Below are 25,955 nucleotides of genomic sequence, written 5' to 3'. Positions count from 1 at the left end.
GGCGGAGCCCTTCGAAAATGCCAACTCTGCGCCATATGCAAACGACTTGCGCAGATCCCAGCGGCTGGCGGGCGCGCTGTGGTACGACGAGGAATGCCACCATGCTTGAAGTCAAGAATTTGAATGTTTCGATTGATAGACGGAAAATCCTCGTCGATTTGAACCTCACTGTGCAAGACGGCGAAGTCGCCGCGATCATGGGGCCGAACGGCACCGGCAAGTCGACGCTCTCTTACGTGATCGCGGGCCGCAAGGACTACACCGTCGATTCGGGCGAGGTCCTTCTTAACGGCGTCAATCTTCTCGAGCTCGAGCCGGATGAGCGGGCCGCGCAAGGTGTCTTTCTCGCATTCCAATATCCGCTGGAAATTCCTGGCGTCGCGACCATGACTTTTCTCAAGGCGGCGTTGAACGCGCAGCGCAAGCAGCGCGGCGAAGCGGAGCTTTCGACCCCCGATTTTATGCGGCGGGTCAAGCAAGCCTCCGAGAAGCTCGACATCAAGCAGGACATGCTTCGCCGCGCCCTCAATGTCGGATTTTCCGGCGGCGAGAAGAAGCGCATGGATATTCTACAAATGGCGCTGCTGGAGCCGTCCTTCGCCATTCTCGATGAGACCGACTCCGGGCTCGACATTGACGCCATCAGGATAGTCGCCGAAGGCGTCAATGCGCTGCGTTCGTCACAGCGGAGCTTCCTTATCATCACCCATTATCAGCGGCTCTTAAATTACATCGTGCCCGATAGCGTCCACGTGATGGCGCAGGGCAGAATCGTCAAAAGCGGCGGCAAGGAACTGGCGATCGAACTCGAAGAGAGCGGCTATCGCGACTATGTCGTCGAACCAGCCGTAGCCTGAGGCTATTGATATGAGCGCTCAAATCACTCCCTCGCGGACACCCACGGAGATCGCTTTGGCCGAGGCCTTCGGCGCCGCCAAAGCGAACCTGCCGGGCATGGCCGCCGTGGCTGAATTCCGCGAAGCCGCATTTGGCGCGTTTTTTGAGGCTGGCCTTCCGCATCGACGCATCGAGGCCTGGCACTACACCGATCTGCGCGCTCTGATGCGCGACGCGCTGCCAATCGCTGCGCCGCCGAGCGCGGCGGCGATCGCGGCTCTTCGCACGGAATTCGCCGCCGCCGCGCCGCGCCGACGCTTGGTGCTTGTCGATGGCGCATTCGTCCCGGAATTGTCGGACGCATTGCCGGACGGCGTGAAAGTCCGCTCGCTCGCTTCGGTGCTGGGCGAGGGGCGCGCCGATCTGATCGCTCTGCTCGCCTCGCAGGATCTTGGCGGCAAGGATACCATCGTTTCCTTGAACGCCGCCCTGATGCAGGACGGCGTTGTGATCGAGGTTCAGCCGGGAACTCTTGTCGCTGACCCGATCCATATCGTCTATGCGACGGCTGCAAACACGCCATCGGCGCGGTTCTCCCGCTCGGCGGTTCTCGTCGGCGCCGGCGCGACAGTACGCATCGCCGAAGAGAGTCACGGCCAGGGGAGCCGCACCGGCCAGACCAATGGCTGCCTGATCGTCTCGGTTGGCGATGACGCGACCTTCAGCCATACCGCAATGCTGACCGACATGATCCCCGGCAGCCTGCGCATTGAAAGCCTCATCGCCCATGTCGGCGCCCGCGTAAAGTTTGACAGTTTTGCGCTCATCACCGGCGGGGGCCTCGTTCGCCGGCAGATTTTCATGCGCTTCGAGGGCGCCGATTCGGTTGGCGCGCTCCGCGGCGTATCGCTGCTTCGCGGCCGCGAACATGCCGATACGACTTTGCTGGTCGAACACATGGCGCCTGGCTGCGTCGGACGCGAAAATTTCAAATATATTCTCGACGAGGAAGCCACCGGCGTATTCCAGGGCAAGATCCATGTCGCGCGGCTCGCGCAAAAGACCGATGGACGGATGCTCAGCAACGCCTTGCTGCTGTCTGACAATGCGGCGATGAACAACAAGCCGGAGCTCGAAATCTTCGCAGACGACGTCGCCTGCGGCCACGGCGCAACATGCGGCGGCCTCAACGACGATCAATTGTTTTACTTGCAAACGAGAGGCCTGCCCTTCGCGGAAGCTGAGGCGCTGCTTCTGGAGGCTTTCGCGGCCGAACTCGTCGACGAGATTGGCCATGAAGGATCGATCAAAGTTTTTCGCGCCGAGGTGAGCAAGTGGCTTACTGCGCGGGGCAGTGCGTGATGTCGCAAATCGGCGTGGGGAGCAGGGCATGAACAAGCATATCAATGCGGAAACGCCTTACGACGTCGCCCGCATCCGCGAAGACTTCCCAATCCTTGCGATGGAAGTCTACGGCAAGCCCCTGGTCTATCTCGACAACGCCGCTTCGGCGCAGAAGCCGACGGAAGTCGTCGATCGCATGGTTCACGCGACCTATCATGAATACGCCAATGTTCATCGCGGGTTGCATTTTCTGGCCAATGCCGCGACCGACGCGTTCGAGGTCGCAAGGGAGAGCGTGCGCACATTCCTCAACGCTGAATCGGCGAACGAGATCGTTTTCACAAAATCCGCCACGGAGGCGATCAATTTGGTCGCGGCCTCGTTCGGACAGGCCTTCATCAAGGAAGGCGATGAAATCGTGCTTTCGATCATGGAGCATCACGCCAACGTCGTTCCCTGGCACTTTCTTCGCGAGCGTAAAGGCGCCGTTCTAAAATGGGTCGACGTCGATGACGAAGGCGAGTTTTCGCTTGAGGAATTTGAAAAATCCCTGACGGAAAAAACCAAGATCGTCGCCATCACCCAGATGTCGAACGTGCTTGGCACGGTGACCCCGATCAAGGAGATCGTCAGAATAGCGCATGGGCGCGGCATTCCGGTTCTTGTCGATGGCGCGCAAGGCGCAGTGCATCTTGACGTCGACGTGCGCGACCTTGATGTCGATTTCTATGCGGTGACCGGACATAAGCTTTATGGCCCGACGGGCATCGGCGCGCTTTACGGCAAGGCGAAATGGCTGGAGCAGCTCCCGCCTTTCCTCGGCGGCGGCGAGATGATCAAAGAGGTCACGCGCGATCGCATCACCTATAATGATCCGCCCCACCGCTTCGAGGCCGGCACGCCGCCGATTGTGCAGGCGATTGGACTTGGCGCAGCGCTTGACTATATGCGGAAGATCGGCCGAAGCCGCATCCACGCGCATGAAACGGCGTTAAGCAATTACGCGCATGAGCGTTTGTCGCAGATGAATTCCCTGCGCATTTTCGGCCGCGCCAAAGACAAAGGGGCGATCATCGCCTTCGAGATGAAGAACGCTCACGCGCATGATGTCGCGACGATTCTTGACCGCTCCGGGGTCGCAGTCCGCGCCGGCACCCATTGCGCCCAGCCGCTGCTGTCCCGTTTTGGCGTTTCATCAACGTGCCGTGCGTCTTTTGCGCTATATAATACATTCGAGGAAGTCGATAAATTGGTCGAATCTCTGGTTAAGGTCGAACGCCTGTTTGCCTAGGGCGACATTTACGGATTGATGCGGTTGATCGGTCTGGAGCTGATCAATCTGAAAGGAACGAGGCGCCTGTAAATGGCAGAAACGCAGACCATCGAAGCTACGGAAATCATGCCAAACGAGCCGCAATGGATCTTCGACGGCTCGATTCCGCAGGTCGAGCGCGTTCGTTTCCTTGACGAGGCGGTCGCGGCTCTGAAGACCGTGTTCGATCCGGAGATCCCGTGCGATATTTACGAATTGGGGCTGATCTACAAGGTCGAGCTGGAAGCGGAACGCATGGTCAAGGTCGAGATGACCTTGACGGCTCCCGGCTGTCCTGTGGCGGGGGAACTCTCCCGCTCCGTGGAGACGGCGATCGGCGCAATCAACGGGACTTTGGGCGTGAAAGTCGACGTTGTTTTCGATCCGCCCTGGGATCAGAGCCGCATGTCGGTTGAGGCGCGCGTCGCGCTCGACATGTTCTGAGCGGCGCGGCCCGGCCTAGAGCGCCGTCGGGCGCTCTGATCGAGTTCAAATCCCAAAACCGCCGCAAGACCCCGAAAAGTCGGCGACTTTTCGGGATGACGCGTCAGCCCTTCAGCAAGGGCTCGAGCAATTTGTCGATTGTCTCGGGCGAAAGTTCGCCATTCTGCTTTTGGCCGTTAATGAAAAAAGTCGGCGTGGCGTTGACGCCGAATTTCTCTGCGGCGCGATCGCGGACTTTATTGATATTCTCGTAGAGATCCTGGTTTTTGAGGCAGGTCTCGAAGCTCTCCTGGCTGATTCCGGCCTGCTTGACGAGGTTAGCCAGCGATTCGACTGGTTTCTCCGTAAACGCCCAGTTCTTTTGCTGGTCGAAAAGCAAATCGATGATGGCGTTTCGTTTGTCGTCGCCGGCGCAGCGCGCCAGCATGAAGCCGGCGGTCGCCAGAGGATCTAGCGGAAATTCGCGCAAGATGAACCGCACTTTGCCGGTATCGATATATTTGCTTTTGAGCGCCGGATAGCTGTTCGCGTGAAACGCCGCGCAATGGGAGCAGGTCATCGAGGCATATTCGACGATCGTGACCGGGGCGTCGCTTTTGCCCATCGGAATATCGGGCAAGGCGCCCTCGGCCATGAGCTGGTCGATCGGCACGCTTGCGCCTTCGGCCCGCAATTCGCTAAGGCCGCCGGCGAGGCCAGCGATGAAGAGCGCGGCTGCGGCCGCGACCTGGAGGATTGCGCGGCGGCTGTTGAACGCCGGGCTTTTATTCAGCGAATGCATGAGTTTCGATCCATCCGGAAGGGCGGGAACTGACGGGACCGCCAAGCTTAAATGCAACCTATCATGGCGCGGCGATAAAAGGCATTAAGGTTTCGCAACCGAATTTCACCCATGGCCGCCCCGCGGTGAGCGGGATAGCACACGGGCGCCGAGCCGCGTCAAGGCCAGACGCAAGGGTTCATCGGCGATCGGGCCGACCACGCGTTCGGCGACGATCACAATTGCGGGATCAGGCTCCGCGCGGGCCGGTTTGGCGGCGGAGCGCCGCTCCACCGGTCCCTGCTTCAGCAAGAGCCGGTTGACGCAGCGCCAGCCCAGATGCGCGTTGACGCGCTCGATGACGGCGCCGGACAAATGTTGCAATTCAAGCGCAAACCCCGTCTCGACGCGTATGACGAGGGTCGCCGGGGGCTGCGCCCCTTCCGCGGTGCGGGCGCGATCGCGCGGCGGCCATTGCAGCTTGATCGGTTGCGATGCGGCGGCGAGCCGCTCGCCGACGATATCGTCCCAAAACAGAATGAGGTCTGATTGGCCAAAGCCTTGCCGCGCGAGAACCGGATCGATCAGCGGCCCAACGAGGTCGGCGAGCGGTCGGGACCATGGGCCTTGGGGGCGAAGCATCCACATGGTTCTTTTTACGGGTTTGACGCCTTGGCGGCAAGCCTGCCCGGGCGGAGGCGGAAACCTCCTGTGAAATCAGCTATAAAGCGTGGCGGCGCGCCACCGTATTTCTTCCGTCGAGACATCCTCGATATGGCTGGCGATCCACCAGCGATGTCCGAATGGATCCTCGAATTTGCCGCAGCGATCGCCGTAAAATTGGTTATTGACCGCGCGCAGCACTTTTAGCCCTTGGCTTTGGGCGTGGCGCGTAAAGGCGTCTACATCCTCGACATAAAGGTGGATCAGCACCGGCGTTCCGCCGATTGTGTCAGGCGATAAGGCCTCATGATCGGAAAACTCGTCCGAAACCATGATTCTCGCTCCGCCGATTTCGAGTTCGGCGTGGTCGATTGCGCCATCGGGGCCGATGCAGAGCGTTTCGGTTGCGCCGAATGCGCGCTTGTAGAATTCCGTTGCTGCGCTCGCGTTGCGGACGCTGAGGTAGGGAATAGCCCCTTGACGCCCTTGCGGAATAGGGCTGACTTTCTGGGTTCTCGGTCGCTCATTCATGGTTAGCTTCCCCCAAAATGGCCTGCACGACTATTTTCCGGCGAGGAGAGCGGATAAACGATCCGCTCGTTTCCAGAGGGAAAAGGGCGTTTAGCGTTTCAGCTACCCCCGTTTCAACCCGTAGCCCGGTGCCCGGCCTGTCTTTCCCTATACGAGCCTATCAACAGGGCGGTTTTGTGGTTGTCGGAAGGCCTTATCAATTTCGCGTGAGCGCGGGCGGGACGGGAGCTGATACGAGGTTATGACAAAGTTGCAGTTGAGCCCTTGCTGCCTCCCGTATGCGTGAGGTAATATTTTTCATAGTCATTTGAAGCAATGCCGAGGAACGCAAAGGATAGCGTACTCAAATCGCTTCTTTGGAAGTGAAATATCCGCGTTTCATTCTCAAATAGCTAGCAACGCTCTAAATAAAATATGATAATACAGATTTTATATGTATTTTTTTGTAGACGATGGGCTACGTTAGCCGGTATAAGAGGAAATAGGCTAGATATTGTAAGCAATTAAAGAATGGAAAGCAAACCATGGAAGCTCTTAGAGAAGATGAGAGGCCGGAGCCGCTCGTTTACACTATGCAAGTGGCGACGAAGTTGCTGCAACTCTCTCCCAACACGCTCTACATTATGCGGCGTGAAGGAAAGCTCCGCACGGTCACGATCGCTGGCCGCATTAGGGTGCCGGCTGAGGAAATTGCCCGGCTTTTACGCGAAGGCGACGGCAGCGAGGTCACGCGCGGCGACAACATGAAACCAGAAAACAAGCTGGCGCGGAAAAAGGGCTGAGCTGATGACCAAGCGAGACGCCGAAAAACTTATCTTGGTGGCGGCTGGGGAAGCGGGATTGACCCAAGAGATCAGCGACGCGCTCGACAAATCCCCAACGAAGGGAAAGGCGATATCTGACTTCGTGCGGCAGTCGTTTTCGATGTTGCGCGTTGGTCGCTTCCCACTGTTGGCTGAACAGATCGCAAAGAAGGTTTAAGCACGCCCAATAGTATTATGGTTATCATTTAATTGAAGGAGAAACGCATGCCCCGCAATGAAATGATTTTAGACGAGGATGATGACGAAGCTCTGGAGCAATTCGCTGAAATGGCGAGAAAAAAAGTCCTTGAGGTGATCTCAGAAGCCGCGCAAGCCGCGAAGCTCGATGACGCAATGGCAATCCTGTTCTTTGACTTTAATGAACTCAACCCGAGCGACGCACAAGCGGCGACCGCGCACAGGCGTCTAGCTACGCTTCTCAGCCACGCCCTCGTTGAAGTGATTGCGAAGTTGCCTACCGCGCAGGAACTAATGAGGCCCTTGAGCTAACAAAAAGGCTGAGGATTGCTCCCCAGCCTGAGTCGGAAAGCCTGTTGGCGCGGGCTTCCTGTGTCCCCTAAACCGGATAGAAAAAGGAACAAGTAAATGGTACTCGGAAAGCCTTCGAAAGTCTATCTGAACCGTCCAACTCTGTCGCGAACGATCGCTCTGGTCAGCCTTGTCCTGCTTGTTTTCGACGCCCTAATTTTCCTTCGCTTGCAGCAGGGAGGGTAAGATGGATGCGCAGTTCCCACCGGCTGATTTTGGAGGCCGGAAATTTACCGCCTCACGCGCTGCTCCGCTTTCAGGAGCTTTCAATGGGCTAGGCGTCGTCGGCGTGTTGATGGTCCTTGGGATCTTCTTCTTGCCGTTGATGTTCATCGCTTTCATCGCAGCTCCATTCTTAATTGGAGGCGGTCTATTCGTTCGCGTCGGCGCTTGTCCGAATTGCGGCGCGGCGGTCTCTCTAGTGGGATCGGCAACTTGCTCCGATTGCAAACATCGATTGGTCCTGCGCTCTAAACGCATTGTTGATTTTTCGTAACTGGATCCGGCCCGGTTTTCCACTCCTCGTTACGGGCCGAGCCTGACCATCCGCCTTTGTGCGGGGCGCTCTTGCCGGGAAAGCGGATGATGGTTCCGCGCCGGTCTTTTTCCTGGGCCCTAGGTGGCTTCGAGGGCCTGGCCAGTACTCGGCTAGCTCCCCATCCCTTCGACCCGCCCTAGGCCCAGCGGTTAGCACACCGGCGGGGGCTTTTCGCCTTTAGGTTCGGTGGGCATTCTAAAAGCAGCTTCCGGTGATGGGATCGATTCAAAACCCAAGGAGATCGTCTATCATTTGTATTTCTTTCGCGGCCTCGATTTGTTCAGGCGTCGCCTTCAGCGAAAGAGAAAGATAGAGAGAGCCTTTGTCCGCTTTTACTGCCTCATGGGCCGCTCGGACGTCGCTTGCTTCAACTGAATAGATATTCACTGGCGAGTCAGCGCCCTTCGATAAGGCGTTGTCTGCGTAGGATTTGGCATTTAGAGGGTTTTCTTCAAATACCGTATACCGTCCGCCTTCTTCCGGCGACATGATACAAACGACGTAAAATTTGGCCATTAACGAGTCTCCTGCTTTCCGCTGAGCGTACCACGGATTGCAGGAGCGCTGCGAGCGGCGTTAAGGCCCTCGAATTTTACTGAGAGATCCTGCCCAGCGCTCTCGATCCCCGCGCTGGGCTTTTTGTTGGGCTGACGCTGGGCCGCGTTGCTAGCGCTAGCAAGACGGCTAGGTGCCCGAGGCTGAGCAACAATAAGGCTTAGCTTAAGTGTTTCGTTTTTTCGGAAAAAGACCAAAACTAATAATTAAATCGAGGCGCTGTTTAGGTGTATACGTCATTTATTCTTTCGTTATAGGCTCCGCGAAGGCTATTAAAGGAGACCATACGATGCCTACACTGAAAGATGATGAGATTTGGATTAGCACTTCCGACGCGATGATCATGCTGGGTTGCCGATCTGAGACGACTTTTTGGCGCTACCGTCGTCATCCGTACTATGCTGATCTTGAGTTCCCGACGCCGATAAAGATCGGTCGCGAGTACCGTTGGAGAAAATCTAGCATCCTTGAGGTAATCGCGCGCCTGGAGAAGGCAACTGTAGTTCCTGCCAAGTTGAAGGTTGGATAGCACGTCATGTAGATCAACTTTGCCACGCCGCCCATACTTTGAAAGGAATAGATTGATGTTGAACGAAGAAGCAGACAGAAGTCGCTTAAGCGAAATGACGCCTGAGGAACGATCGAAGTACAACTCGCTATCCAGCATCGACGGCGTTTGGGTAGAAAGCCGCCACCATATCGAAGCCGAACTTCACGCAATTCGCTTCGCAATTAAACCCATGCCTGAAGAGTTAAAAAGCTGCATCGAGAGAATATTTTGCGATAGCAGGCATGGCGTTTATGCGATGTATTTGCGGGCCAATAAAATGCCTAAGAAAGGCTACAAAGAATTCGCAGAGCGCATCGGATACTCATTCCGTTGCTTCCGGGTTCAGCTTGGGGGCTTCGCTCCACCAATTTCTGTTTTTATTGGAGGCCGAACGCCTATTGTTGATATTCCTTGCGACCATGATCCAGATTTTGAAGCGGCTTGATCTGAATTGCTGGAAGCTTACGCTTAGGAGCTTTACTGATGAGCAGCGACGAGCAAGACGCGCCGCACAACGCCAGGGGCTCCGCTAACCCTGAGGCGCTTGAATGGTACGCGCGCGCGCTTGAGGGGAGTGTTGAAACCGGCTCTGTTCGCTGCTTCGGTCCTGGGCCAGAAAGCTTGGAAGTCCAGGTGCGGCTTAGTGCTACCGGCTATAGCATCTTCCCTGCTGATTACGATGACCCAGCACTGGGCAGCGGAGCGCTGGCTAGTTGCCGCGAGTATTTTGATGAGTTGATCGAGGCCGCGAAGGTCGAAGCTGGAGAGCCGCCACGCGTCGATATCTTCTCGGAAGCTGAGCGCATAAGCAATGCGAGATACCTGTGGCGCATGGCGACCGACGAAGTGTCGCATTTCCACAAATGGTATTGGCCGGCTGGCATGTCGATCGACGAAGCTTGCGCCCTCCACAAGATTACTGATTGGCCTCGCGCCCCATTTACCCTGGCCCAGAACTATCTGGAGAGCCGCGCCATAACTGGCTCCGAGCGCTTCGCCAACACCGTGATAGGCGTGCTCTATGGCGGCTATTGCGGGTGGGATGGTCGTCCCGGTTCGCCGCGCGGCTATGGCGACTTCGAACTGACCGAAGCGAACATGAAGCGCGAGCTACAAATCACGATCGACTATATGATTGCCGCGATGCGGAACATTTTAACCGATGAACTGACCGCTGTGCATAGGACTTGCTTCAAACGCATCAAGGAAGGCCTATGGATGCCGATGATGGTTGATGTGAAAACTGGCGGCGCGTCGAAGCAGAAAAAGCTGCGGCAAATGCCCGGCATCGCTTCCGGCGCTGCTGTTAAATTTCACACTGATGCTGAAGTCCGCGCCGCTCGAAAGTTGATAATCGGCGAAGGTGTTGAGACCTGTCTCTCCGCGATCCAGATGGGCCTTAGTCCGGTATGGGCGACCGGCTCGACGTATGGAATTAGAGACTTCCCTGCGCTCCCATTTCTTCGCGAGCTAACCGTGCTCGGCGAGCGCGACAACGGCGCCAGCGAGCGCGCCTACAGAGAGGTGCAACACCGATATCGAGGCGCAGGAATCAAAATCAAAATGATATTGCCTGAGAAGGGATACAAAGATTTTAACGATCAAATTCAGGCGCGACAAAAATAAAAAAGCGCTCAAATCCCGTGGAGGGGAAATGAGCGCCTAAGTTGATATAGAAAGGATATTCCAGTGGACTATAATTTAGACGCGGAAACGGGAAAAGTAAAGACCGGAAGAGCGACTATTAAGATAACGCTCAAAAAGGGGAAGAGAAAGTCTGCGAACACTGACTTTGAAATAGCTATTTCTGAAGAGTTGACGGAGCTAGGTAATGCGCATCGATTAGTGATGCGGCACGGCGCTGACATCCGATATGCTCCCCAATTTAAATCTTGGTATGTGTGGGATGGTCTTTATTGGAAGCGCGATGAAGACGGCGAGATTGTACGCCGCGCAAAGGCGACTGTTGAGTTGCTATTCGATGAGGCAAAAGAGATCGCCGATGAAGCTGCGAGAACAACATTTCGGAAATTTGCGCTTAAATGCCAAACCGCGTTTCAGATCACGGCGATGGTCAATTTGGCGAGAAGTGATTCCGACGTCATCTTATCGACCGACGCGCTTGATGCTAATCCGATGTTGCTCGGCGTTCAAAACGGCACGATCGATTTAGCGACTGGCGATTTTGTAGCTGGCGGAAACCGAGAAGACTACATCACGAAGCGGTGCTCGGTGTCTTTTGATCCCGACGCAAAATGCCCCAATTGGCTGGCCTTCCAACATAAGATTTCCAATGGTGATGATAAGCTGATTGCCTATAAGCGACGGCTCTTCGGAATATCCCTAACCGGCAAGATGGTTGAAATCCTCTTCATAATGCACGGCGGCGGCGCGAACGGTAAGACCACCGAAATGGAGACCATAAATCAAATTCTCGGCGATTATGCCCATTCGGCGGATGCTGGCCTGCTTATTGCGGCGAAGGATCGAAATTGTGCAACCCCTGAAATCGTTGCGGTGAAAGGGAAGCGAGCTGTTTGGATTAATGAGACCAGCGAGAATGACCAGTTGAATGAGAAGCGCGTCAAATATCTAGCTGGTAAGGATACGCTCTATGGCCGCGCGCTGTTTGAAGCTCCAATCAATTTTACGCCGACGCATAAGCCGTTTTTGCGCACGAACCATAAACCGAAAATCAAAGGAACGGATGTTGGCATCTGGCGACGTATTCACTATGTGCCTTATCTTGTGACCATTTCCGACGCCGAGAAGGATGAGGATTTTCGCGAGAACAAGCTTGTTCCTGAATTACCCGGCATCTTGAATTGGTGCCTTGAAGGCCTGAAGGATTACCTCGCCAATGGCGGGTTGAGGCCACCGGAGATCGTGAGCAAGGCGACGGCGCAATATCGCAAAGATATGGATGGCGTTGGGCTTTGGATCGGTTTGTTTTGTTCGCGCGACGAGACTGTTACCAAACTTTCTTTGGGAACGCTTTTCGATAGCTTTTCAAAATGGGCAAATGATGAGGGCGTTGATCACACGACCCGAAATGATCTTGCTGCCCGACTTCGGTTAGCTGGATACGAAGATTACAAGTCGCACGGCTCGACGGTGTTTAAGGGAATTAAATTGAACTATGCTGCCGATGTGGCTGGGGAGGATGGAGCGGCGGCAGCGGCGCGTGGCCGGGTGCCCGGTGCAGGGCCAAGAGGGGATGATGATGTTGGTCCGTTCTAGCGCAAGCGTAGCAATAGGGGAGAAACGGGGGAGCGGGGAGAATTTACCCTGTTTTTCCCTTTCTTTCTCCTTATAGTAACACCCCTAGGGAACTAGGGGAAAATACCCCTTAATTCTCCCCGCTCCCCCAATGCTTAGGTTTAGCTCCCAGCGAGAGCGTTAGCTTAGCTAGGCCTCTGGCTGGCCCGCCGCCCAAATTCCCCAGGGCTCTCCCCAGCCCGAGCGCGGCCATAGACCATCCTTCTCCATCCCCTCCCTATCCACGACCATCCGCCCCTGGACCGTCCGTCGCCACGCGTCGGCGATCCCCCAGCAGTAGAGATATCCCCGATCTGTAGAGGAGGGGGCCGTTAACCTCATGATATACTTAGAGATAACTCCAGCGAGCTAGAATCAAAAAGGTACTTCCGTCACATATACACACCGGGGGCGTGCTACCGCTTTTTGTCGCTACGTTTTCAATGAAATGAAAATTGGATCCGCTACGTATTTGACTATTAATTTAGAGCGAAACGTCACTATTATTCTGTTTTGGCCGACGTCGGAATAGTATAGAGTTATTTAATCGGTCATAACCTACGCTAACCACCACTAATAGCTCTAGATTGGGTTTGCGGATGAATAATCAGGAAAACTCATCTTTAGGTGTGCTTCGTGGAGCCAAACTGATCGCTGAAGTTATCGGCCTCAGCACGCGGCTTACCATCGAAATGATCAATAAAGGCGAAATCCCCGGCACCATGACTGGCGGCGATCTGCGCACTTTTACGACGACGCGCGAAGCTTTGAAAAAGCATTTTGACAGCCTCACCACCGCAACGCGCGAAGATCGGCGACGGGCAGGGATTACGAAGGCGGAAGCCAAAGAAGCTCGCCGTCACATGAAAAATCTCGAAATCCAAGCGCAAATGAAGCGGATCTTGGATGGCGTCGATCTTGTCCAGCCGACGCCCGCGCCCGCCGACGCCGAAGAGCATGCGGAGGCCTCCCCATGACAAAAGGCCTCAAGCAGCTCCTGGCCGAAAAAACCAAACTCGCTTTGGATATCCAAGCGAAGCACCCAGAGCGCAAGCCACGCTCAAGGAAGCCCAAGACCATCGAGGCCTCACCAGCGCCCACCAAAACCACGAAACGCCAGCCCGCGCCCGCCGTAGCAGCCGCGCCACCCCCTCCGCCGCCATTGCCGCCTCAGGAACAAGCCCGCGTTCGCGGCGCGTCTTTCGGCGCTCGCTTCGCGAAGCTTTCAGGTCAAGGCCCACGCCTCCTGCGTCACACACAAACTTGGGCCGATGCGATCCGCGAAGGTCAGCGCGAAGCCGAACACTCAAACCTTCTCATCCACACACCGGACCCCGAGACCTTGCGCAAAGCCGGGTTCGGCTCCGCACGCGACGACTTGGAGGATCTCTTCGCATGAACATGACCCAGTTCCTCCTCCCCCGCGAAACTCCAGAGGATCACGACGCGCTCCTCCAGCTCGAAATTGAAAACGCAGTTTTCATGGAGCGGTGCCGCTGGCGCGAAGTTCTCAGCTGGGTGTCCGAGCAATGGCATGTGGACCTTGGCGAGTATGGCGAAGCCGTCAGGCTCCTTGGAAGCACCAACATGACTGCCTCTGAGATTATCGCGATCGTGGTTTCGCCTGCACGGCGCGGACTCGCACCAAAAACCGAAGGAGACCCGCAATGACCGAACAAGCCGCCGCCAAAGATCGAATGAAGGAAATTATCACGAGCACCGCTGCCCAAGGCCGCGAAGAGTTGGCGTCATTTCTCGCATACGACACCGAGCTGTCTGCCGCCGACGCGATTGCGACGCTCGCCGCTGCCCCCATTAAGGCCGCGCCCGCTGAACCGCGCGCACCGACGCTCTTCGAAGAAATGGCCAGCTATAAAAAGCCAAGGATCAGTTCAGATGGCGGCTTGAGACCAAATCAATTGTCACCAGAACAGCAAGGCGCAGCCAGCGCCAAGAAGCTACTGGGCAAATAAGGAGCCTACATGAACGAGCAGTCAGCATTACCAACTTCATCTATCTCGGCAGAAATGCTTTTGTGCCACACGTCTTTTGCTGACAAGCTCGCAACCAGCTTCGCAAAATGGCAGAAAGAGCCCAAAGCCTTCGAAACTTTCACGCCCGCAAAGGCCGACCGGATGCGCGGCGAGCCGTCCAGCGATCGGTATGGCGCATACCGTATTGAGAACGGCGTTGCGCTCATCCCGATCAGCGGCATGCTCATCCCTTCCGGCGATTTCCTTGGTTCCATTTGGGGCATGACTTCTCAGGAAGGCTTGCGCAGCGAGATTTCACGGGCAGCGGACGATCCAAATGTCACAGAAATCGCCCTTCTCATTGATAGCCCTGGCGGTTACGCGAGCGGCACCGATTCAACGGCGTCGGTAATCCAAAGAGTGCGAACTCAGAAGCCAGTGACCGCTGTCGTTAACGGCATGGCCTGTTCGGGCGCTTATTGGTTAGCGGCGCAGGCCAATAAGATAATCGCCTCTCCAATCTCTGAAGTTGGATCGATTGGCGTCATATCAACTCACAGCGATATGTCATCCGCCCTCAAATCCTTCGGCCTGAAAATCTCAATGATTTTCTCCGGCAAGAAAAAAGCCGATGGAAATCCATATGAGCCGCTATCGGACAGCGCGAAGGCAGACATTCAAGCCCGCGTCGATGAACTTCGCCTCGCTTTCGCGGGTCAAGTTGCAGAAGGGCGCGACGGGAAGATTTCTCTCGATCAGGTTCTAGCAACTGAAGCAGCAACATACATGGGCGATGAAGCCATCAGCCTTGGTCTCATCGACGAAATCGGAGAGTTGGAGGAATATATGTCAGTCTTTAATACACCCCACACCGCCAACACCAAGCCTTTGGGCTCGCAGCTCTCCGCCAGCGCGGAAGATGCGCAGGCCTCCACCGTCGCCGCTGTTAAGCAGCGCGTAAAGGCCATCACGATGAGCGACGCTGCAAAAGGCCGCGCTTCCCTCGCCCAGCACCTCGCTTTCAACACAGAGCTAAGTGTGGAGGCCGCAGTAAATGCCCTTAAGGCAGCCCCTTCAACCGAGGTAACTGCGGTCGCTAAGCCAGCCGCAAAAAAGCTCAGCGCGGAAGAGCGCGGCGCAAAAGCAGCTGCCCGGTTGCTCGGCAAAGCGCCAAGGACAGAGACCAATGCCGACTACAATGCCGGCGCGGCAATCGCCACCGCCCTCCTCAGCGGCCAGCCCCTTCCCGCCTCCCTCGACTACTACAACTCAGCCGCCTACTTGAACAAAAAGGCGGATGACGACGCATCCAAAGCGAAAGCGGACGACGAAGATTGCGACCCCGAAGGCGACGATGACGACGACGCGATTTGCGACGAAGAAGGAAACAAAATCGATGTTGCATCTTACGTCAACCAAAGCGCCTTCGGCGGCACCTCCTCACGCGTCAAAACATTCGACACTCTGACCGCCGACGAACGCACCCAGGCGCAGGCGGGCGAAGCGATCGCGCAGCGGCATAAAAACGAGTTCTCGCCCACGAAGTAACGCGCCCACGGCCACACAAACCTGAAAGGGGATTCAAAATGAAATGGGAAGTCTGGATCAGAAAAAGAGCTGAGGCGATCTATCCTGTTGAGTCCCCTTACGTACCAATCAACGATTATTCTGAGCACAACGAAAAAGTTGGCACCTATCCGACGCGAGAGCAAGCGATCGCTGCGGCTAAAAATACCAAACTTTCACCCCTCGGATTTCTCGGGCCACGCGATGCCGTCCCCTATCAGGGTGTCTTCGTGAAGCTTGTACCGGCATAGAGGCATCCAATGAAAATCACTCGTTCCCATTTCGATATCCGTCGAATTCATAAGGGCCACCTCCAACCCGCAGACGCCACCCTTCAATTCGAACTCCTGTCGCAGGCCCGCGATGAAGCGCAATGGCTATCCCAGCGCACCGATCCGGCCAGCAAAGTTTTTGAGATCGATGACGCCAACCTAAATCACGAGAAAAGTGATGGCGTCTATATTTCGAAGGTCACGACCGTGACCGATAGCGAAACAGCTCACAGCAGTGGAGTTTTCGTTTGCTAGCGATTTTGTTTTCTCCTGGTGCTTCTCCCACCAAGAGGCTCAGCGCAGGCGAGGGTTGTTGGGATGCTCCCTTCGCCTGCGCGTTCGGTTTCAGTTCCCGTCGCTGTTCCGTCAAGCCAGCGGCGGTGTCCAAAATGCTTTGGTCCGCTTTTTCCTTTCACGGATCGGGCATTTGAAAGGGCAGCGCGACGCTGGGTGGGTTTGATCCTCTCCCAGCTCCAGCGTCGCGCGATTTTTATATGTCCGCTTTTTCATAGGTGCAGATAATGGACGCGATACTCCACCAGCCGCCCGCGACCTTCTACTTCAGCATCAACGGCGTCGATTGCACCGAAATTTTCAACCGATATCTTATCAAGCTTGTCATCACTTCCACTCTCGACGGCGCGGACACATGCGAGATAACGCTGGACGACGAGTACGGCCAGCTACAAATGCCCCCTAACGCGTCGGCGACAATCGTTTGTGGCATAGGCTGGCTAGACACCGGTGCCGTTGAATCCTTCAGCGGCTATGTAGATGAGCCATTGTCGAAAGGCTCACGCAATGGCGGTCGCCTTCTTATTATCAGCGGTATTTCCTCCAGTCCTTCTGGGGGCATAAAGTCCACGCTCGGAATGCATGCGGATAATTCATCCTTCTTGGATGCCGCGACGAAATTCGGTGCTGCTGCTGGTTTGACCGTGAGTATGCCGCCCGGCCTCGGAAGCGTGATGCGTGACTATTGGAGCGCGCATAACGAAGATTTTAAAGCCTGGGGGCATCGAACAGCGCGCCAATTCGGCGCGGTAATGAAGATACAAGGCAACCAAGTTGTCTTCCAATATCAAACTTCGCAACAGTCGGCGTCCGGCGAAGCGATGCCTGATGTACAAGCGGTCGTCGGCCAAAATGTTATAAACTGGGCGTTGGTCCCGGCTTATCAAACTGCGCAATATGCGAAGTTCACTACCTCCTGGTACGACACCGACAAGGCGCTCTGGAACTATGAGCCCTCAACATTGGGCGGGACAGGTGATCCTTCCGCCGCTTTGAACCATAAGTTTGTCGCGCCGACGCAAGCCCAAGCGCAAAATCAATCAGACTCAAATCAGCGTTCTTCGGATTGGGAGAAGAGCGGTGGAACGATCACGATCATCGGCGAGCCTTCGGCTCAAGCGATGGGTGTCGTTACGCTGACCGGAGCCCGGCCTGGCATTGATGGTCAATATACGATTGTCGAGGCCATTCATTCCTTCGATCGCAATAGCGGCTACATCACCACCCTCCAAGTTTCACAATATAACCCAGTGCCCCCTCCCTCCAACTCGGAAGGGTCAACATCGGAATCAGACACCGGCGACGGCGAGAAGGAAACGGGCGGCGAGAGCACCGGGCAATAATGGCCTATCAGAAGCAGCGGCATAACCTTACTCCACGGAGGAACGCAAATGCCAGTAGGTTTGGGTGTGATGCAGACTTATTCAGGCCAAGAGCGTCGCGTGATCAGCGAATTGCGGTTGCGAAAACAGATCGAGGCATTTTGTCCCCTCATTAAGCACACTTTCACTTCTCGCAATCAACCACAGTCACGATTGGCCCCACTCTTCCCTTCCTATGTCTTCTATAAAATTCCCAATGACATGGTGAATACCTATGATCTAAGATTCATCACAGGTCTCAATCACATACTCCTGTCTGATAGAATTAGGCCTGCCGTCCTTCCTATCGATTTCGAGGATGCCCTTTGGGCTGGTACGGATGAGGAGTGGGTTTGGAATGAGCCGTTGAAAAACCCAGACGAGAAAATCTTCCACCCCATCCCCATCATCCCGAGCGGCTCGCGTGTCCGCTTCCTTCAGGGTAGCGCCTTTTGCGGCCTCGAAGGAATCACAGAGACAGCCTGCGCTCATGACCGGCTTAGGATTTTATTCAACGTGCTTGGCGGTGAGCGATCTGTGGAGGTTGCACGCGCTGATGTTGAGCTAGTTTGACGCAGAGCGGCAGACGCAAATGGCTTTGGGATTTTTCTTACCAAGCCTACGATGACGAACCGCCCGCGTTCAACTCGTGAAAAAAGAAAAGCAAAACGCCTGACCCCGGTGCTTTTTTCACAGAGAACGACCATGACCACGTGGTGGAACGTCACGAATTTAAAGACTGGCGATGTACTCCGAACCCTGAAAAGTGAAAAAGAATTTAAAGCCTACGGCCTTGCCGAGCTTTCCGAGCGCGCTACGCTTCTCGCCGATCTACCGGATAACGATCCGATGGCCGTCGTCGCGTGCCGGGTGACCAAAGAGACTGGCATGGAGTGGATTGACCTCTCATCGCTTTAGCCCTCAGAGGAACCTGCTTGCTCATTGGGGACATAACGTCATGACCTAAATGACGGTTGGATTTATCGATCATACGTTGTGACTATTTTGTTTCGTTCGGTGCCGGATGGCGTAAAAACGAGCTACAGAATTTTTCTGTGAAACTCTAAACCGGAGAAACAAAATGACGGCAATCCCCACAGCTTCCTCCGCCACCGACCTTGCTTCCCTCGCCGAGAGCGCGAAGGTCACGCCCAAGAAGATCGCGGCAGGCATCACCTCGAAAATCATTGCCGCAAATGCCGCGAAGAAGGAGAAGGCCGCTGCGCCGAACGCTAAGACGGTCGCCAAAGCCTCTGAGGCCGAGAAGCCCGCTCCATTCATCACTGCTAAGATCACGATCACGAAGCCCACGCCGAGCGATCCGATCGCCGCTCTCAAATTGGCGATCGTTTTGACCCAAGGGTCACAAAGAGAAAAATTCGTTACCTTGCTCGCGAAGAGCTTAGACGCACCGGTGCCGGCCACTTCTCTCGCCGCTGAACTCGGATGCGAGCCGAAGGCGCTCAACGGCGTGTTCCGCTATCTTGAGTCGCGCTTCGATCGCGCTGATGGCTTCACGCTTTCCCGTATCGAGCCCAAGGATGGTGCACCGCTCGCTTTCCAACTCGCGAAAAAAGAGAAAGCAACAGCCTGACCTTTCCCTGTCTGCCCGATCCCTAGGCCGCTAGCTCATTGCTCAGCGGCCTTTTTCTTTGTCCGGCTCGCGCGGCAGGACTTCCGGCTGAATCCACGAAAGCTCGCCAGCTTCTCGCTTCCGTTTTTGCGCTTCATATTCCCTTTGGCTCTCCGTCGATCCTGCGCCGCTGCCATGGAAATAATCGCGTTCGCCCGTAAACAAGAAGCCGAGGCGATGGAGTGAACTCACAAACTCATTCGCAGCCTGCGCGAGAGGGCTGTCGAGCTTTAGATCGCCGGTCGCGCGAATAACGGCGTGCCAACATTCCCGTAGCGAGCGCACCGCTTCAGCGGCGTCCGGCCCGCTTGGGTAACTCATCTTCCGATCGCGCCTCGACACTTACGCCTCCTCAAACTTATGTTCGTGTTTTGTTCTATAGCGGAATGGTGGAGGTTGTCGAGTCCGGTTGCCCGTACAGCGGATAGGCTCTCGGCCCAATTTTAATGGGGGCTAGGCGTGCGAGGGCGCTAGCCCAGCCCAACCGTAGCGCGATCCGTCGAAACCACAGTCCTCTCCCATCGCCGGGCGGGCGAAAAACATGCGATCACCACCACTTCCAGAAACGAAACCATTTGGAACTATAAAAAGGTTCGCTGGCTAACCATTTTTTGTCCATTTCTATGACGCGATAAAAATGTCTTTTATCGAGACGCAAGTCAGTGCAGAAGCTGTCGTTCAAAATCTTTGAAACATAAAAACTGACGATCTCTTTTAGATGATCTCGAGCGAGAGTCTCAATATAAAGCCCTTGCCGAATGCCGATTGCGATCCCGTCTAAATAGTTTAATACGATCGTCGCATTTTTGCAGTCGTCTGGATTTGGAATTTCCTTTGCAAAGGCCGTTCGGACGGTTGTCGCCGCAGTATTTACGTTTTCATTGAACTCGTATTGTGCGCAAATATCGAGTGTCTTCCATTTTCTATTTTCGTGACGCTGAGACCAGATTTGAAAAAGGATAAAAAGAAGAGCAATTGATGCAACGATAGCTTGGGCAATAACGGCGTACTTAGAGAATTCATCCAACATAATTCCACCTTGGCTTGAAATGCGTTTCCTGATCATGGCGTACTCAAGAGCGGGACGGATCAGGCAATGGAAATTCGAGGAAGCCGAACGGCGACTTTTTCAATAATTTCGCCGGTGCATTTACTTTGAAAATGTCGAGCAAAAGTTTGACAACAAAATCATAGACTACGCTGTTCTTTGCTTCGTCAGTCAGATGGAAATTAAATTCACCTTCTGACCTGCTAGTTATTCTCATCCTTGCGTACTCAGCATCTATGATAAAATGGATAGGTATACCGAAGTACTGTTTTGGATATGTATTTGCATCCACTTCTAACGCCACCTGAATGGCGAAGGACCAATATCCATCTTGTTCTTTTTGAACTAATTCGAAAGGATTTGTTTTTTCTACAGCCTCATATTGGCCACCTTGTTTTTCAACCAATGCAGCTGTCTTAACATATCGCTGTTGTATTGGGTCTTGGAACCATCGCGGAAAGGTATCCGGTGCTCCGATATAGGTTTGGAGGCCCTTAGCAAATTTGCTCGAGAAACTCGCCGCAGACCGGCGCTCCTCGAAATAAGCATCGCGCCATGTCTTAAACGCAGCATTCAAATCATCAAAAAGGCTCATGGTAATCTCCGCGCATGGGTGCGGCCTATCGCGCCGCTTTTTGTAAACTTTCCGTGATCGAAATATTACCAAAGTTTTGAGGCGTATTCTCTTTTATCAAATGAAAATGAAAGGAAGCGCCAATGGCCAAACTTAAATTGTCCGTTGAAGACAAGGCCAAGCTAGCCAAGGAAAAGGCGGACGCTAAACGTAAGATAGCTGCTGATGCGGCGAAAGCGAAGGCCAAGCTACTAGCAGACAAGGAAGCAAACGCGCGGGAAGAGGATGCTAAGGCGGCGGAAGCAAACAAGGCTGAGCTCGCCGCGATCGTCGAGCGCATCAAAAAAGGCATCGACCGATCGCAAGCCGGGATTCACGAATGGGCGGACGGCACGCTAGAGATAGCAAAGGCGTTTTACGAAGCTCGCCTGAAATTTAAAAGCAATGCTAAATTCGGCGAGTGGGCGGACGGCACCGGGCTAAAGTTCAATGGCCATGACCGCGTCGCCTTGATCGGTTTCGGGGGCGAGCCAGAGGTTGCGCACGAGGTTTTATTAAGGACCGATAGCCGATCGCTCCAGCTCATTTGGAAAGAAAAGCGATCAAAGTTCAAAAAACCGCTATCAGAGGCCGAGCTTGCTCGACGTGATAGGGAAGCGCAAAAGCGTCTTGCTAGCGCTAGCAAGACGGTCATCAATCCTGATGGTACATTAGTGTCGATGTCAGTGTACGTGGATGACTCGCCAGAAGATCCATACATTCCTGATTCGACAGAGACCAGCCTCCACGCCGAAACGCGAAAGTTTCTTGGCGAGTGCTACCGGAACACCGAATTTGAAAAGAAGGTGTCGGACTACCTGAAGGCGGCTGATCTTTCGAAGGAGCCTGATAAGGCTAAGGGCAAGCTTCGCGACATTATCGTGGCTGCGTTGAAGGGTGTCTCGATCCCTCCCATAGCTGCCCTCGCATAGGCAGCCGTATGTGCCTGAGGATTGCGCCCAAACCGGCGCTCAACCCTTTGGCATGGTTTGGGGAGGCTAGCGCCTCCCCTCCCCATTACCGTTACAACTTCTTGTTCACCGCTTCGCTAACGCGGCCTTGATTGATTCCGAAGTGCGCCGCGATCTCATGCTGCGCTAGCTCTGTAGTCGCGTACAACACCCGAATTTGTTCACCTAATTCAGGCGTCACCGGAGGCGATCTGCGCTTTTTAGGGCGCGGAAAAAGCTCAAGCTGGCGACTATCTTCATCGTTTCCGTAGTTACACATCACAATTTTCCTAACTAGCGCCGCCTCGCTTGCCAGGAAATTTGCAGTCAGTTACTTTCGCTGGGCTGACCAAAGAAAATAAAACAAAACGATCCAAACTACTGGTCCGCACGCGAGGCAGCTAATTCCTTCACGGACCTTAAGGCACAAGGCGGTTTTCGACGGGCTAGGTCGGAACCGCCTTTTTCAATTTGCACCTGCAAACCGAACCTCACTTGTGAGTGATATCGCTGTCGTTTGTCGATGAGATATGACGATACAACGGTCTTTTACACAGAAACCGCCACTTTTTTGGGGATTGTTGGGGGAAATTGTCCTGGGGTGAGCCGTTGCGTGCGCACTCCTGCAAGTCGACTATCACCACCACCAGCGGAGCTTATTGAATTGGAGGAAAGGCTTGAATCTATCTCGGAGGCCCTTGCTTAACTGCTCATCAAACCAACTCGTCAGTTCAGCAAACCTATCGGCGTTTGCGACCTTTTGATCGCTTCCGACAGCCAGGATATCAAATGCCTTTTGAACGGACTGCAGCGCCGCTGCCCGCTTCCTCATTTCCTCTAGATACTGAGTGATTTTATCGTCGTCGAAAAGAAAAACGGCATCGCTGGTTCCGATGACGAACTGCCGCACCGCCTCATCAGATGCGTTTGCGTGAACGACAATATCGGCTGTTAGCGCGCGTGCGGCGTCATAAACGCGGTATCGCTTGTCATAAAGTTCATGCTGTAACTTAACTCTTGCGATTTGTACTTGCTGCCAAGCGAGCCACGCGCCGACCCCTGAAAAGACGATCGCCACAATAACCTGGAGAACGGTGAACGATGTAGCCATCGCGGCTCTTTCCCAACAGCCCTCGGGCCGGAGCAGTTACATGATAGATCTGAATCAGAGGCCAGGACAGGGGTGGCGGTATAGGCGATCAGAATGCAGCCCAGGCGTGCCGACAGCGCCCGGCTCGCTTCACAGCAGCATACTCTCCCACATCGACAGGGCAGCCTGCACATAGCCCGCTAACGGCTTCTTGGTCTTGTCATCCAGCGTAACCATAACAATCGAGGCTTCATTAAACGCCCCCTCGTTAAACGATGCTTCAAAAAAGCCTTTTGCTCTCTCGATTTGATCCGAATTGGATAGTTGTCGCGGGATTTGAGACGGCCTTGTTAGACGATCGTGTTTAGAGGCGTCTGCGATATCTCTAATGATCCCGAATTCAGGACATTTCCCTATCAGCGATTTTTGCAAATTACTCAATGATTTGTCCGTGGGATCGTGTTCCTGGTCCCAATAATCAGCCATATGATAAAGGACGATCGCAGCCAAACGCCCCCGACGAACATTTCGTGGGTCGCCAAAAAACTCATCTACGGTTGGTCTAACCGTCGCAGCGAAAAAATCAGCAGCTCTTGTCGGCATCTTGTCTAACTGTGAGGCGTCGAGCACGGCGGGCTTATTCCCGGCCGTGAGACAATCGATATCGTGGTTCATTGCCGCGCGTTCTTCGTCGGTAGACGGCGGCCGATCGTACCATTGCTCTTTAGCCATGAAATTCTCCTACCTGAATGTTCCCCCTTTGTTTTAAATACCACAGGTTTTTGATCGGTGCCCGTGACCGGGCAAGGGAAGCCTAAAATGACCTCCCTCGCCCCACAGTTGGTACTAAGCTTTAACGCTTAGGTTCGAACCCACGCGGCGTCCACTGCTCTCCAGGCTCAAGTTCAGATTCATCTATCGCGACCATCGAACCCTCAATTATGGTCCACTCTCTTGCCTCAGCCTCTGACATGCGGCTTGAGATCAAGTTTTCACTGGTCATACCGTCGAAGACGTTAACGTTGAAGACTTTAACATCGTGGGCTTTAATGTTTTTGGCTTTAATGTAATTCATGACTGATCTTCAATTTAAAAAAATATGTGCATAGAAAAACTGCCGCTCTGGACGGATTGACTGTTGGATGCGGCGAATATACGTTTGTAACGTCCCGATGCCCAATTTTTTTGGACGAATTTTCATGGCAAAAGATCATTATGTAGCCAAAACTTATCTTGAGCATTTCCTCGGATCCGGCGAGACATTGTTGCATGCCTATAGAAAATCAGACGGAAAATATTTTCCGTGCAGGCCGAAAGACATATGCAGGGAATGGAACGGAGATATTGTTCCAGATTTTTTATCCAACCCCAACCTTCTAGGCTCAGGACTCATTGATTGAGATAGAAGAGGACGGCGGCGGCGATGCAGATGGCGGAGAAGAAGGTATGGGCGCATCGATCATAGCGGGTTGCGATGCGCCGCCAGTCCTTGAGCTTGACGAAGAGGTTCTCGATTCTGTGGCGCGTTCGATAAAGCGTCCTGTCATAGTGGAGCGGCGCTTTGCGGCCTCTGGTTGGCGGGATGCAGGGCTCGACGCCCCTGGCCTTCAGCGCGGCGCGGAACCAGTTGCTGTCGTAGCCCCTGTCGGCGATCAGCGCCGAGGCAGGCGGCAGCGTATCGGCCAGAAGCCGCGCGCCCCTATGGTCGCTCATCTGGCCTTCGTTAAGCAGCAGGATGATCGGTTTTCCGGCTTCGTCGCAGACGGCGTGGAGCTTCGAGTTCAGCCCGCCTTTCGTGCGCCCGATACGGCGGGGAAGAGCCCCTTTTTGAGCAGGCTCGCCGCTGTGCGATGCGCCTTCAGATGCGTGGCGTCGATCATGATGCGCTCGGGCTTTGGACCTTCGCCAGCGAGCGCGGCGAATATGCGGTCGAAGACGCCGAGCCGGCTCCAGCGGATGAAGCGATTGTAAAGCGTCTTGTGCGGCCCGTAATCCTTGGGCGTATCTTTCCATTGCAGGCCGTTGCGGATCACATAGACGATTCCGCTGACCACCCGACGGTCGTCAACCCGCGGAACGCCATGCGACAGAGGAAAATGCGGCGCAAGCCGCGCCATCTGCCGCTCGCCCAACAAAAACAAATCACTCATCCCAGCCTCCCCATGCGGAGACCAGGAATCACATCTCAGGCAAATTTAATAGGTCCTGAGCCTAGGCGAGTATCGAAAAATATTCGAACCTGACTGGAATTGGGCGGTCGGCGAAATAGAAGCAGGAAGAATATCGCCGTACGAAAAAATGATTATATCTGGATACTGGGCAAACCTCCTCGTTTGTACTCCCGCTTGGATTAGAGTTTCCGTAGACAATCACAACCGCTTTGTGCTTGCTAATCTCCGCGCAACCGAAGAGATAAAGTCATCCCATGGCAAACCGGATTTTAAACTGAAGCACTCTCTGGCCGCGTTAGAAAAAGGGATTGTGAAAATTGAAACCGAGCCTGACTATATGCGGGCTATGAACACGAAAAATCTCATGAAATACGCGGGCATGTTTTATGATTCAGACTGGATCGTGTTGCGAAACGAGACCGATACTGACTTTTTGACCAGCGATAATCCGGTTGCTTTCCATGATCAGGGGCCCTGGCGTGGCGGAAAACCTGGACTTCCAAGATATTTACCGGTGAGTCGGAAATTCTGCCTCTATTGCGAGACCGGTCGAAATGGACGCCTCGATCAAGAACCTGATTTTCGCGCACCTCCAAAAGGACACGTTCGTTTCGCGACACTATCCGCGGCGAGCGGAGTAGACCGTATCAATGACGCCGTTATTCAATGTGCAGAAGATATCGTCCTATCCTCTCAAAAGACGGATTCACTTGGTCCTCTTGTTGATAAATACTCGAGCCACAAAGTATGTAATGAGTTCATTAAAATGAAGCTGAAAGACGGATTTTTCTTCGCGATGCGGACAAGGGTCTGCGATCCGAACGCTCTTACATGACGAGC

General features: G+C 54.5%; 36 protein-coding genes and 1 pseudogene. 23 read left to right on the top strand and 14 right to left on the bottom strand.

Annotation, left to right across the window (positions count from 1 at the left end):
* The first annotated feature begins 101 nt into the window (after positions 1–101).
* The 4 genes from sufC (at position 102) to WDN46_24240 (ending at position 3,937) form a co-directional block, all read left to right on the top strand.
* Entirely contained in the window at positions 102–857 is a 756-nt protein-coding gene (sufC, locus tag WDN46_24255; protein ID MEJ0096404.1) for a Fe-S cluster assembly ATPase SufC, read from the top strand.
* 10 nt (positions 858–867) lie between these two features.
* A complete protein-coding gene (locus WDN46_24250) occupies positions 868–2,199 on the top strand; it encodes a SufD family Fe-S cluster assembly protein (protein ID MEJ0096403.1) in 1,332 nt (443 codons plus the stop codon).
* Positions 2,200–2,227: 28 nt separating this feature from the next.
* Positions 2,228–3,472, top strand: a complete 1,245-nt coding sequence (locus WDN46_24245) for a cysteine desulfurase (GenBank protein MEJ0096402.1) — start codon at positions 2,228–2,230, stop codon at positions 3,470–3,472.
* Positions 3,473–3,580: 108 nt separating this feature from the next.
* Entirely contained in the window at positions 3,581–3,937 is a 357-nt protein-coding gene (locus WDN46_24240) for an iron-sulfur cluster assembly protein (GenBank protein MEJ0096401.1), read from the top strand.
* Between the two features lie 103 nt (positions 3,938–4,040).
* Here the strand turns inward: WDN46_24240 and WDN46_24235 are convergent, their stop codons facing one another.
* From WDN46_24235 to WDN46_24225, 3 genes are all read right to left on the bottom strand, one after another.
* Complete coding sequence (locus WDN46_24235; protein MEJ0096400.1) at positions 4,041–4,718, bottom strand: DsbA family protein; 678 nt, start codon at positions 4,716–4,718, stop codon at positions 4,041–4,043.
* 105 nt (positions 4,719–4,823) lie between these two features.
* Positions 4,824–5,339 (bottom strand): DciA family protein, encoded by a 516-nt coding sequence (locus WDN46_24230; protein MEJ0096399.1) that lies wholly within the window; start codon positions 5,337–5,339, stop codon positions 4,824–4,826.
* Between the two features lie 75 nt (positions 5,340–5,414).
* A complete protein-coding gene (locus WDN46_24225; GenBank protein MEJ0096398.1) occupies positions 5,415–5,891 on the bottom strand; it encodes a VOC family protein in 477 nt (158 codons plus the stop codon).
* A 524-nt stretch (positions 5,892–6,415) separates the two neighbouring features.
* Between WDN46_24225 and WDN46_24220 the strand changes: the two genes are divergently transcribed.
* Genes WDN46_24220 through WDN46_24210 form a run of 3 tightly spaced genes read left to right on the top strand, consistent with a single transcriptional unit; the run spans position 6,416 to position 7,204 of the window.
* Complete coding sequence (locus tag WDN46_24220; GenBank protein MEJ0096397.1) at positions 6,416–6,673, top strand: helix-turn-helix domain-containing protein; 258 nt, start codon at positions 6,416–6,418, stop codon at positions 6,671–6,673.
* 4 nt (positions 6,674–6,677) lie between these two features.
* Positions 6,678–6,872 (top strand): hypothetical protein, encoded by a 195-nt coding sequence (locus tag WDN46_24215; protein ID MEJ0096396.1) that lies wholly within the window; start codon positions 6,678–6,680, stop codon positions 6,870–6,872.
* Between the two features lie 32 nt (positions 6,873–6,904).
* Positions 6,905–7,204, top strand: a complete 300-nt coding sequence (locus WDN46_24210) for a hypothetical protein (GenBank protein MEJ0096395.1) — start codon at positions 6,905–6,907, stop codon at positions 7,202–7,204.
* 192 nt (positions 7,205–7,396) lie between these two features.
* On the opposite strand, the gene WDN46_24205 is transcribed toward WDN46_24210, so the two are convergent.
* Positions 7,397–7,585: a hypothetical protein gene (locus tag WDN46_24205; protein ID MEJ0096394.1), complete on the bottom strand. Its 189-nt coding sequence runs from the start codon at positions 7,583–7,585 to the stop codon at positions 7,397–7,399.
* Positions 7,586–8,006: 421 nt separating this feature from the next.
* Positions 8,007–8,297 (bottom strand): hypothetical protein, encoded by a 291-nt coding sequence (locus tag WDN46_24200; GenBank protein ID MEJ0096393.1) that lies wholly within the window; start codon positions 8,295–8,297, stop codon positions 8,007–8,009.
* Positions 8,298–8,625: 328 nt separating this feature from the next.
* Between WDN46_24200 and WDN46_24195 the strand changes: the two genes are divergently transcribed.
* The 4 genes from WDN46_24195 (at position 8,626) to WDN46_24180 (ending at position 12,126) form a co-directional block, all read left to right on the top strand.
* A complete protein-coding gene (locus WDN46_24195; protein ID MEJ0096392.1) occupies positions 8,626–8,865 on the top strand; it encodes a hypothetical protein in 240 nt (79 codons plus the stop codon).
* 55 nt (positions 8,866–8,920) lie between these two features.
* Positions 8,921–9,331, top strand: coding sequence for a hypothetical protein (locus tag WDN46_24190; GenBank protein MEJ0096391.1), 411 nt, complete (start codon positions 8,921–8,923; stop codon positions 9,329–9,331).
* Positions 9,332–9,369: 38 nt separating this feature from the next.
* A complete protein-coding gene (locus WDN46_24185) occupies positions 9,370–10,512 on the top strand; it encodes a toprim domain-containing protein (protein ID MEJ0096390.1) in 1,143 nt (380 codons plus the stop codon).
* A gap of 63 nt (positions 10,513–10,575) precedes the next feature.
* Positions 10,576–12,126 carry a phage/plasmid primase, P4 family gene (locus WDN46_24180; GenBank protein MEJ0096389.1) on the top strand — a complete coding sequence of 517 codons (1,551 nt, stop codon included), beginning with the start codon at positions 10,576–10,578 and terminating at the stop codon, positions 12,124–12,126.
* Positions 12,127–12,767: 641 nt separating this feature from the next.
* Here the strand turns inward: WDN46_24180 and WDN46_24175 are convergent.
* Complete coding sequence (locus WDN46_24175) at positions 12,768–13,103, bottom strand: hypothetical protein (protein MEJ0096388.1); 336 nt, start codon at positions 13,101–13,103, stop codon at positions 12,768–12,770.
* Between the two features lie 14 nt (positions 13,104–13,117).
* Between WDN46_24175 and WDN46_24170 the strand changes: the two genes are divergently transcribed.
* The 10 genes from WDN46_24170 (at position 13,118) to WDN46_24125 (ending at position 19,204) form a co-directional block, all read left to right on the top strand.
* Positions 13,118–13,543: a hypothetical protein gene (locus tag WDN46_24170; GenBank protein MEJ0096387.1), complete on the top strand. Its 426-nt coding sequence runs from the start codon at positions 13,118–13,120 to the stop codon at positions 13,541–13,543.
* Positions 13,540–13,815, top strand: a complete 276-nt coding sequence (locus WDN46_24165) for a hypothetical protein (protein MEJ0096386.1) — start codon at positions 13,540–13,542, stop codon at positions 13,813–13,815. The genes WDN46_24170 and WDN46_24165 overlap by 4 nt, the downstream gene beginning before the upstream one ends.
* Positions 13,812–14,117 carry a hypothetical protein gene (locus tag WDN46_24160; GenBank protein ID MEJ0096385.1) on the top strand — a complete coding sequence of 102 codons (306 nt, stop codon included), beginning with the start codon at positions 13,812–13,814 and terminating at the stop codon, positions 14,115–14,117. Before WDN46_24165 ends, WDN46_24160 begins: the two co-directional genes overlap by 4 nt.
* Before the next feature lie 9 nt (positions 14,118–14,126).
* Positions 14,127–15,665, top strand: coding sequence for a S49 family peptidase (locus tag WDN46_24155; GenBank protein ID MEJ0096384.1), 1,539 nt, complete (start codon positions 14,127–14,129; stop codon positions 15,663–15,665).
* A 38-nt stretch (positions 15,666–15,703) separates the two neighbouring features.
* Positions 15,704–15,934 carry a hypothetical protein gene (locus WDN46_24150; GenBank protein ID MEJ0096383.1) on the top strand — a complete coding sequence of 77 codons (231 nt, stop codon included), beginning with the start codon at positions 15,704–15,706 and terminating at the stop codon, positions 15,932–15,934.
* Positions 15,935–15,943: 9 nt separating this feature from the next.
* The gene (locus tag WDN46_24145; protein ID MEJ0096382.1) at positions 15,944–16,210 is read left to right on the top strand and encodes a hypothetical protein; all 267 of its coding nucleotides are present in this window, start codon (positions 15,944–15,946) and stop codon (positions 16,208–16,210) included.
* A gap of 266 nt (positions 16,211–16,476) precedes the next feature.
* Complete coding sequence (locus WDN46_24140) at positions 16,477–17,592, top strand: hypothetical protein (GenBank protein MEJ0096381.1); 1,116 nt, start codon at positions 16,477–16,479, stop codon at positions 17,590–17,592.
* Positions 17,593–17,640: 48 nt separating this feature from the next.
* Positions 17,641–18,183: a transcription termination/antitermination NusG family protein gene (locus tag WDN46_24135; protein MEJ0096380.1), complete on the top strand. Its 543-nt coding sequence runs from the start codon at positions 17,641–17,643 to the stop codon at positions 18,181–18,183.
* 51 nt (positions 18,184–18,234) lie between these two features.
* Entirely contained in the window at positions 18,235–18,528 is a 294-nt protein-coding gene (locus WDN46_24130) for a hypothetical protein (GenBank protein ID MEJ0096379.1), read from the top strand.
* 163 nt (positions 18,529–18,691) lie between these two features.
* Complete coding sequence (locus tag WDN46_24125) at positions 18,692–19,204, top strand: hypothetical protein (GenBank protein MEJ0096378.1); 513 nt, start codon at positions 18,692–18,694, stop codon at positions 19,202–19,204.
* A 42-nt stretch (positions 19,205–19,246) separates the two neighbouring features.
* Here WDN46_24125 and WDN46_24120 read toward each other — a convergent pair whose 3' ends face one another.
* The 3 genes from WDN46_24120 to WDN46_24110 form a co-directional block, all read right to left on the bottom strand.
* On the bottom strand, positions 19,247–19,585 hold the full coding sequence (locus WDN46_24120; GenBank protein ID MEJ0096377.1) for a hypothetical protein: 339 nt from the start codon (positions 19,583–19,585) through the stop codon (positions 19,247–19,249).
* Positions 19,586–19,790: 205 nt separating this feature from the next.
* Positions 19,791–20,273, bottom strand: coding sequence for a hypothetical protein (locus WDN46_24115; protein MEJ0096376.1), 483 nt, complete (start codon positions 20,271–20,273; stop codon positions 19,791–19,793).
* 43 nt (positions 20,274–20,316) lie between these two features.
* A complete protein-coding gene (locus tag WDN46_24110; protein ID MEJ0096375.1) occupies positions 20,317–20,886 on the bottom strand; it encodes a hypothetical protein in 570 nt (189 codons plus the stop codon).
* A 122-nt stretch (positions 20,887–21,008) separates the two neighbouring features.
* On the opposite strand from WDN46_24110, the gene WDN46_24105 reads away from it, so the two are divergent.
* Positions 21,009–21,836 carry a hypothetical protein gene (locus WDN46_24105; GenBank protein ID MEJ0096374.1) on the top strand — a complete coding sequence of 276 codons (828 nt, stop codon included), beginning with the start codon at positions 21,009–21,011 and terminating at the stop codon, positions 21,834–21,836.
* 655 nt (positions 21,837–22,491) lie between these two features.
* Here WDN46_24105 and WDN46_24100 read toward each other — a convergent pair.
* From WDN46_24100 to WDN46_24080, 5 genes and pseudogenes are all read right to left on the bottom strand, one after another.
* Positions 22,492–22,965, bottom strand: a complete 474-nt coding sequence (locus WDN46_24100) for a hypothetical protein (GenBank protein ID MEJ0096373.1) — start codon at positions 22,963–22,965, stop codon at positions 22,492–22,494.
* A gap of 129 nt (positions 22,966–23,094) precedes the next feature.
* The gene (locus WDN46_24095) at positions 23,095–23,676 is read right to left on the bottom strand and encodes a hypothetical protein (GenBank protein MEJ0096372.1); all 582 of its coding nucleotides are present in this window, start codon (positions 23,674–23,676) and stop codon (positions 23,095–23,097) included.
* A 121-nt stretch (positions 23,677–23,797) separates the two neighbouring features.
* On the bottom strand, positions 23,798–24,019 hold the full coding sequence (locus tag WDN46_24090) for a hypothetical protein (GenBank protein MEJ0096371.1): 222 nt from the start codon (positions 24,017–24,019) through the stop codon (positions 23,798–23,800).
* Positions 24,020–24,333: 314 nt separating this feature from the next.
* Positions 24,334–24,957 carry an IS5 family transposase gene (locus tag WDN46_24085; protein ID MEJ0096370.1) on the bottom strand — a complete coding sequence of 208 codons (624 nt, stop codon included), beginning with the start codon at positions 24,955–24,957 and terminating at the stop codon, positions 24,334–24,336.
* A pseudogene (locus tag WDN46_24080) lies at positions 24,924–25,061 on the bottom strand (transposase). The gene WDN46_24085 and the pseudogene WDN46_24080 overlap by 34 nt, the downstream one beginning before the upstream one ends.
* Before the next feature lie 181 nt (positions 25,062–25,242).
* Here WDN46_24080 and WDN46_24075 point away from each other — a divergent pair.
* Positions 25,243–25,950, top strand: coding sequence for a DUF4238 domain-containing protein (locus WDN46_24075; GenBank protein MEJ0096369.1), 708 nt, complete (start codon positions 25,243–25,245; stop codon positions 25,948–25,950).
* Positions 25,951–25,955: the final 5 nt, after the last annotated feature.

Origin of the sequence: Methylocella sp., from assembly GCA_037200525.1 — a bacterium.
In the GTDB taxonomy this organism is placed as follows: domain Bacteria; phylum Pseudomonadota; class Alphaproteobacteria; order Rhizobiales; family Beijerinckiaceae; genus Methylocapsa.
The sequence above is the reverse complement of the archived record's forward strand: the minus strand, read 5'-3'. Positions and strand labels throughout refer to the sequence as shown.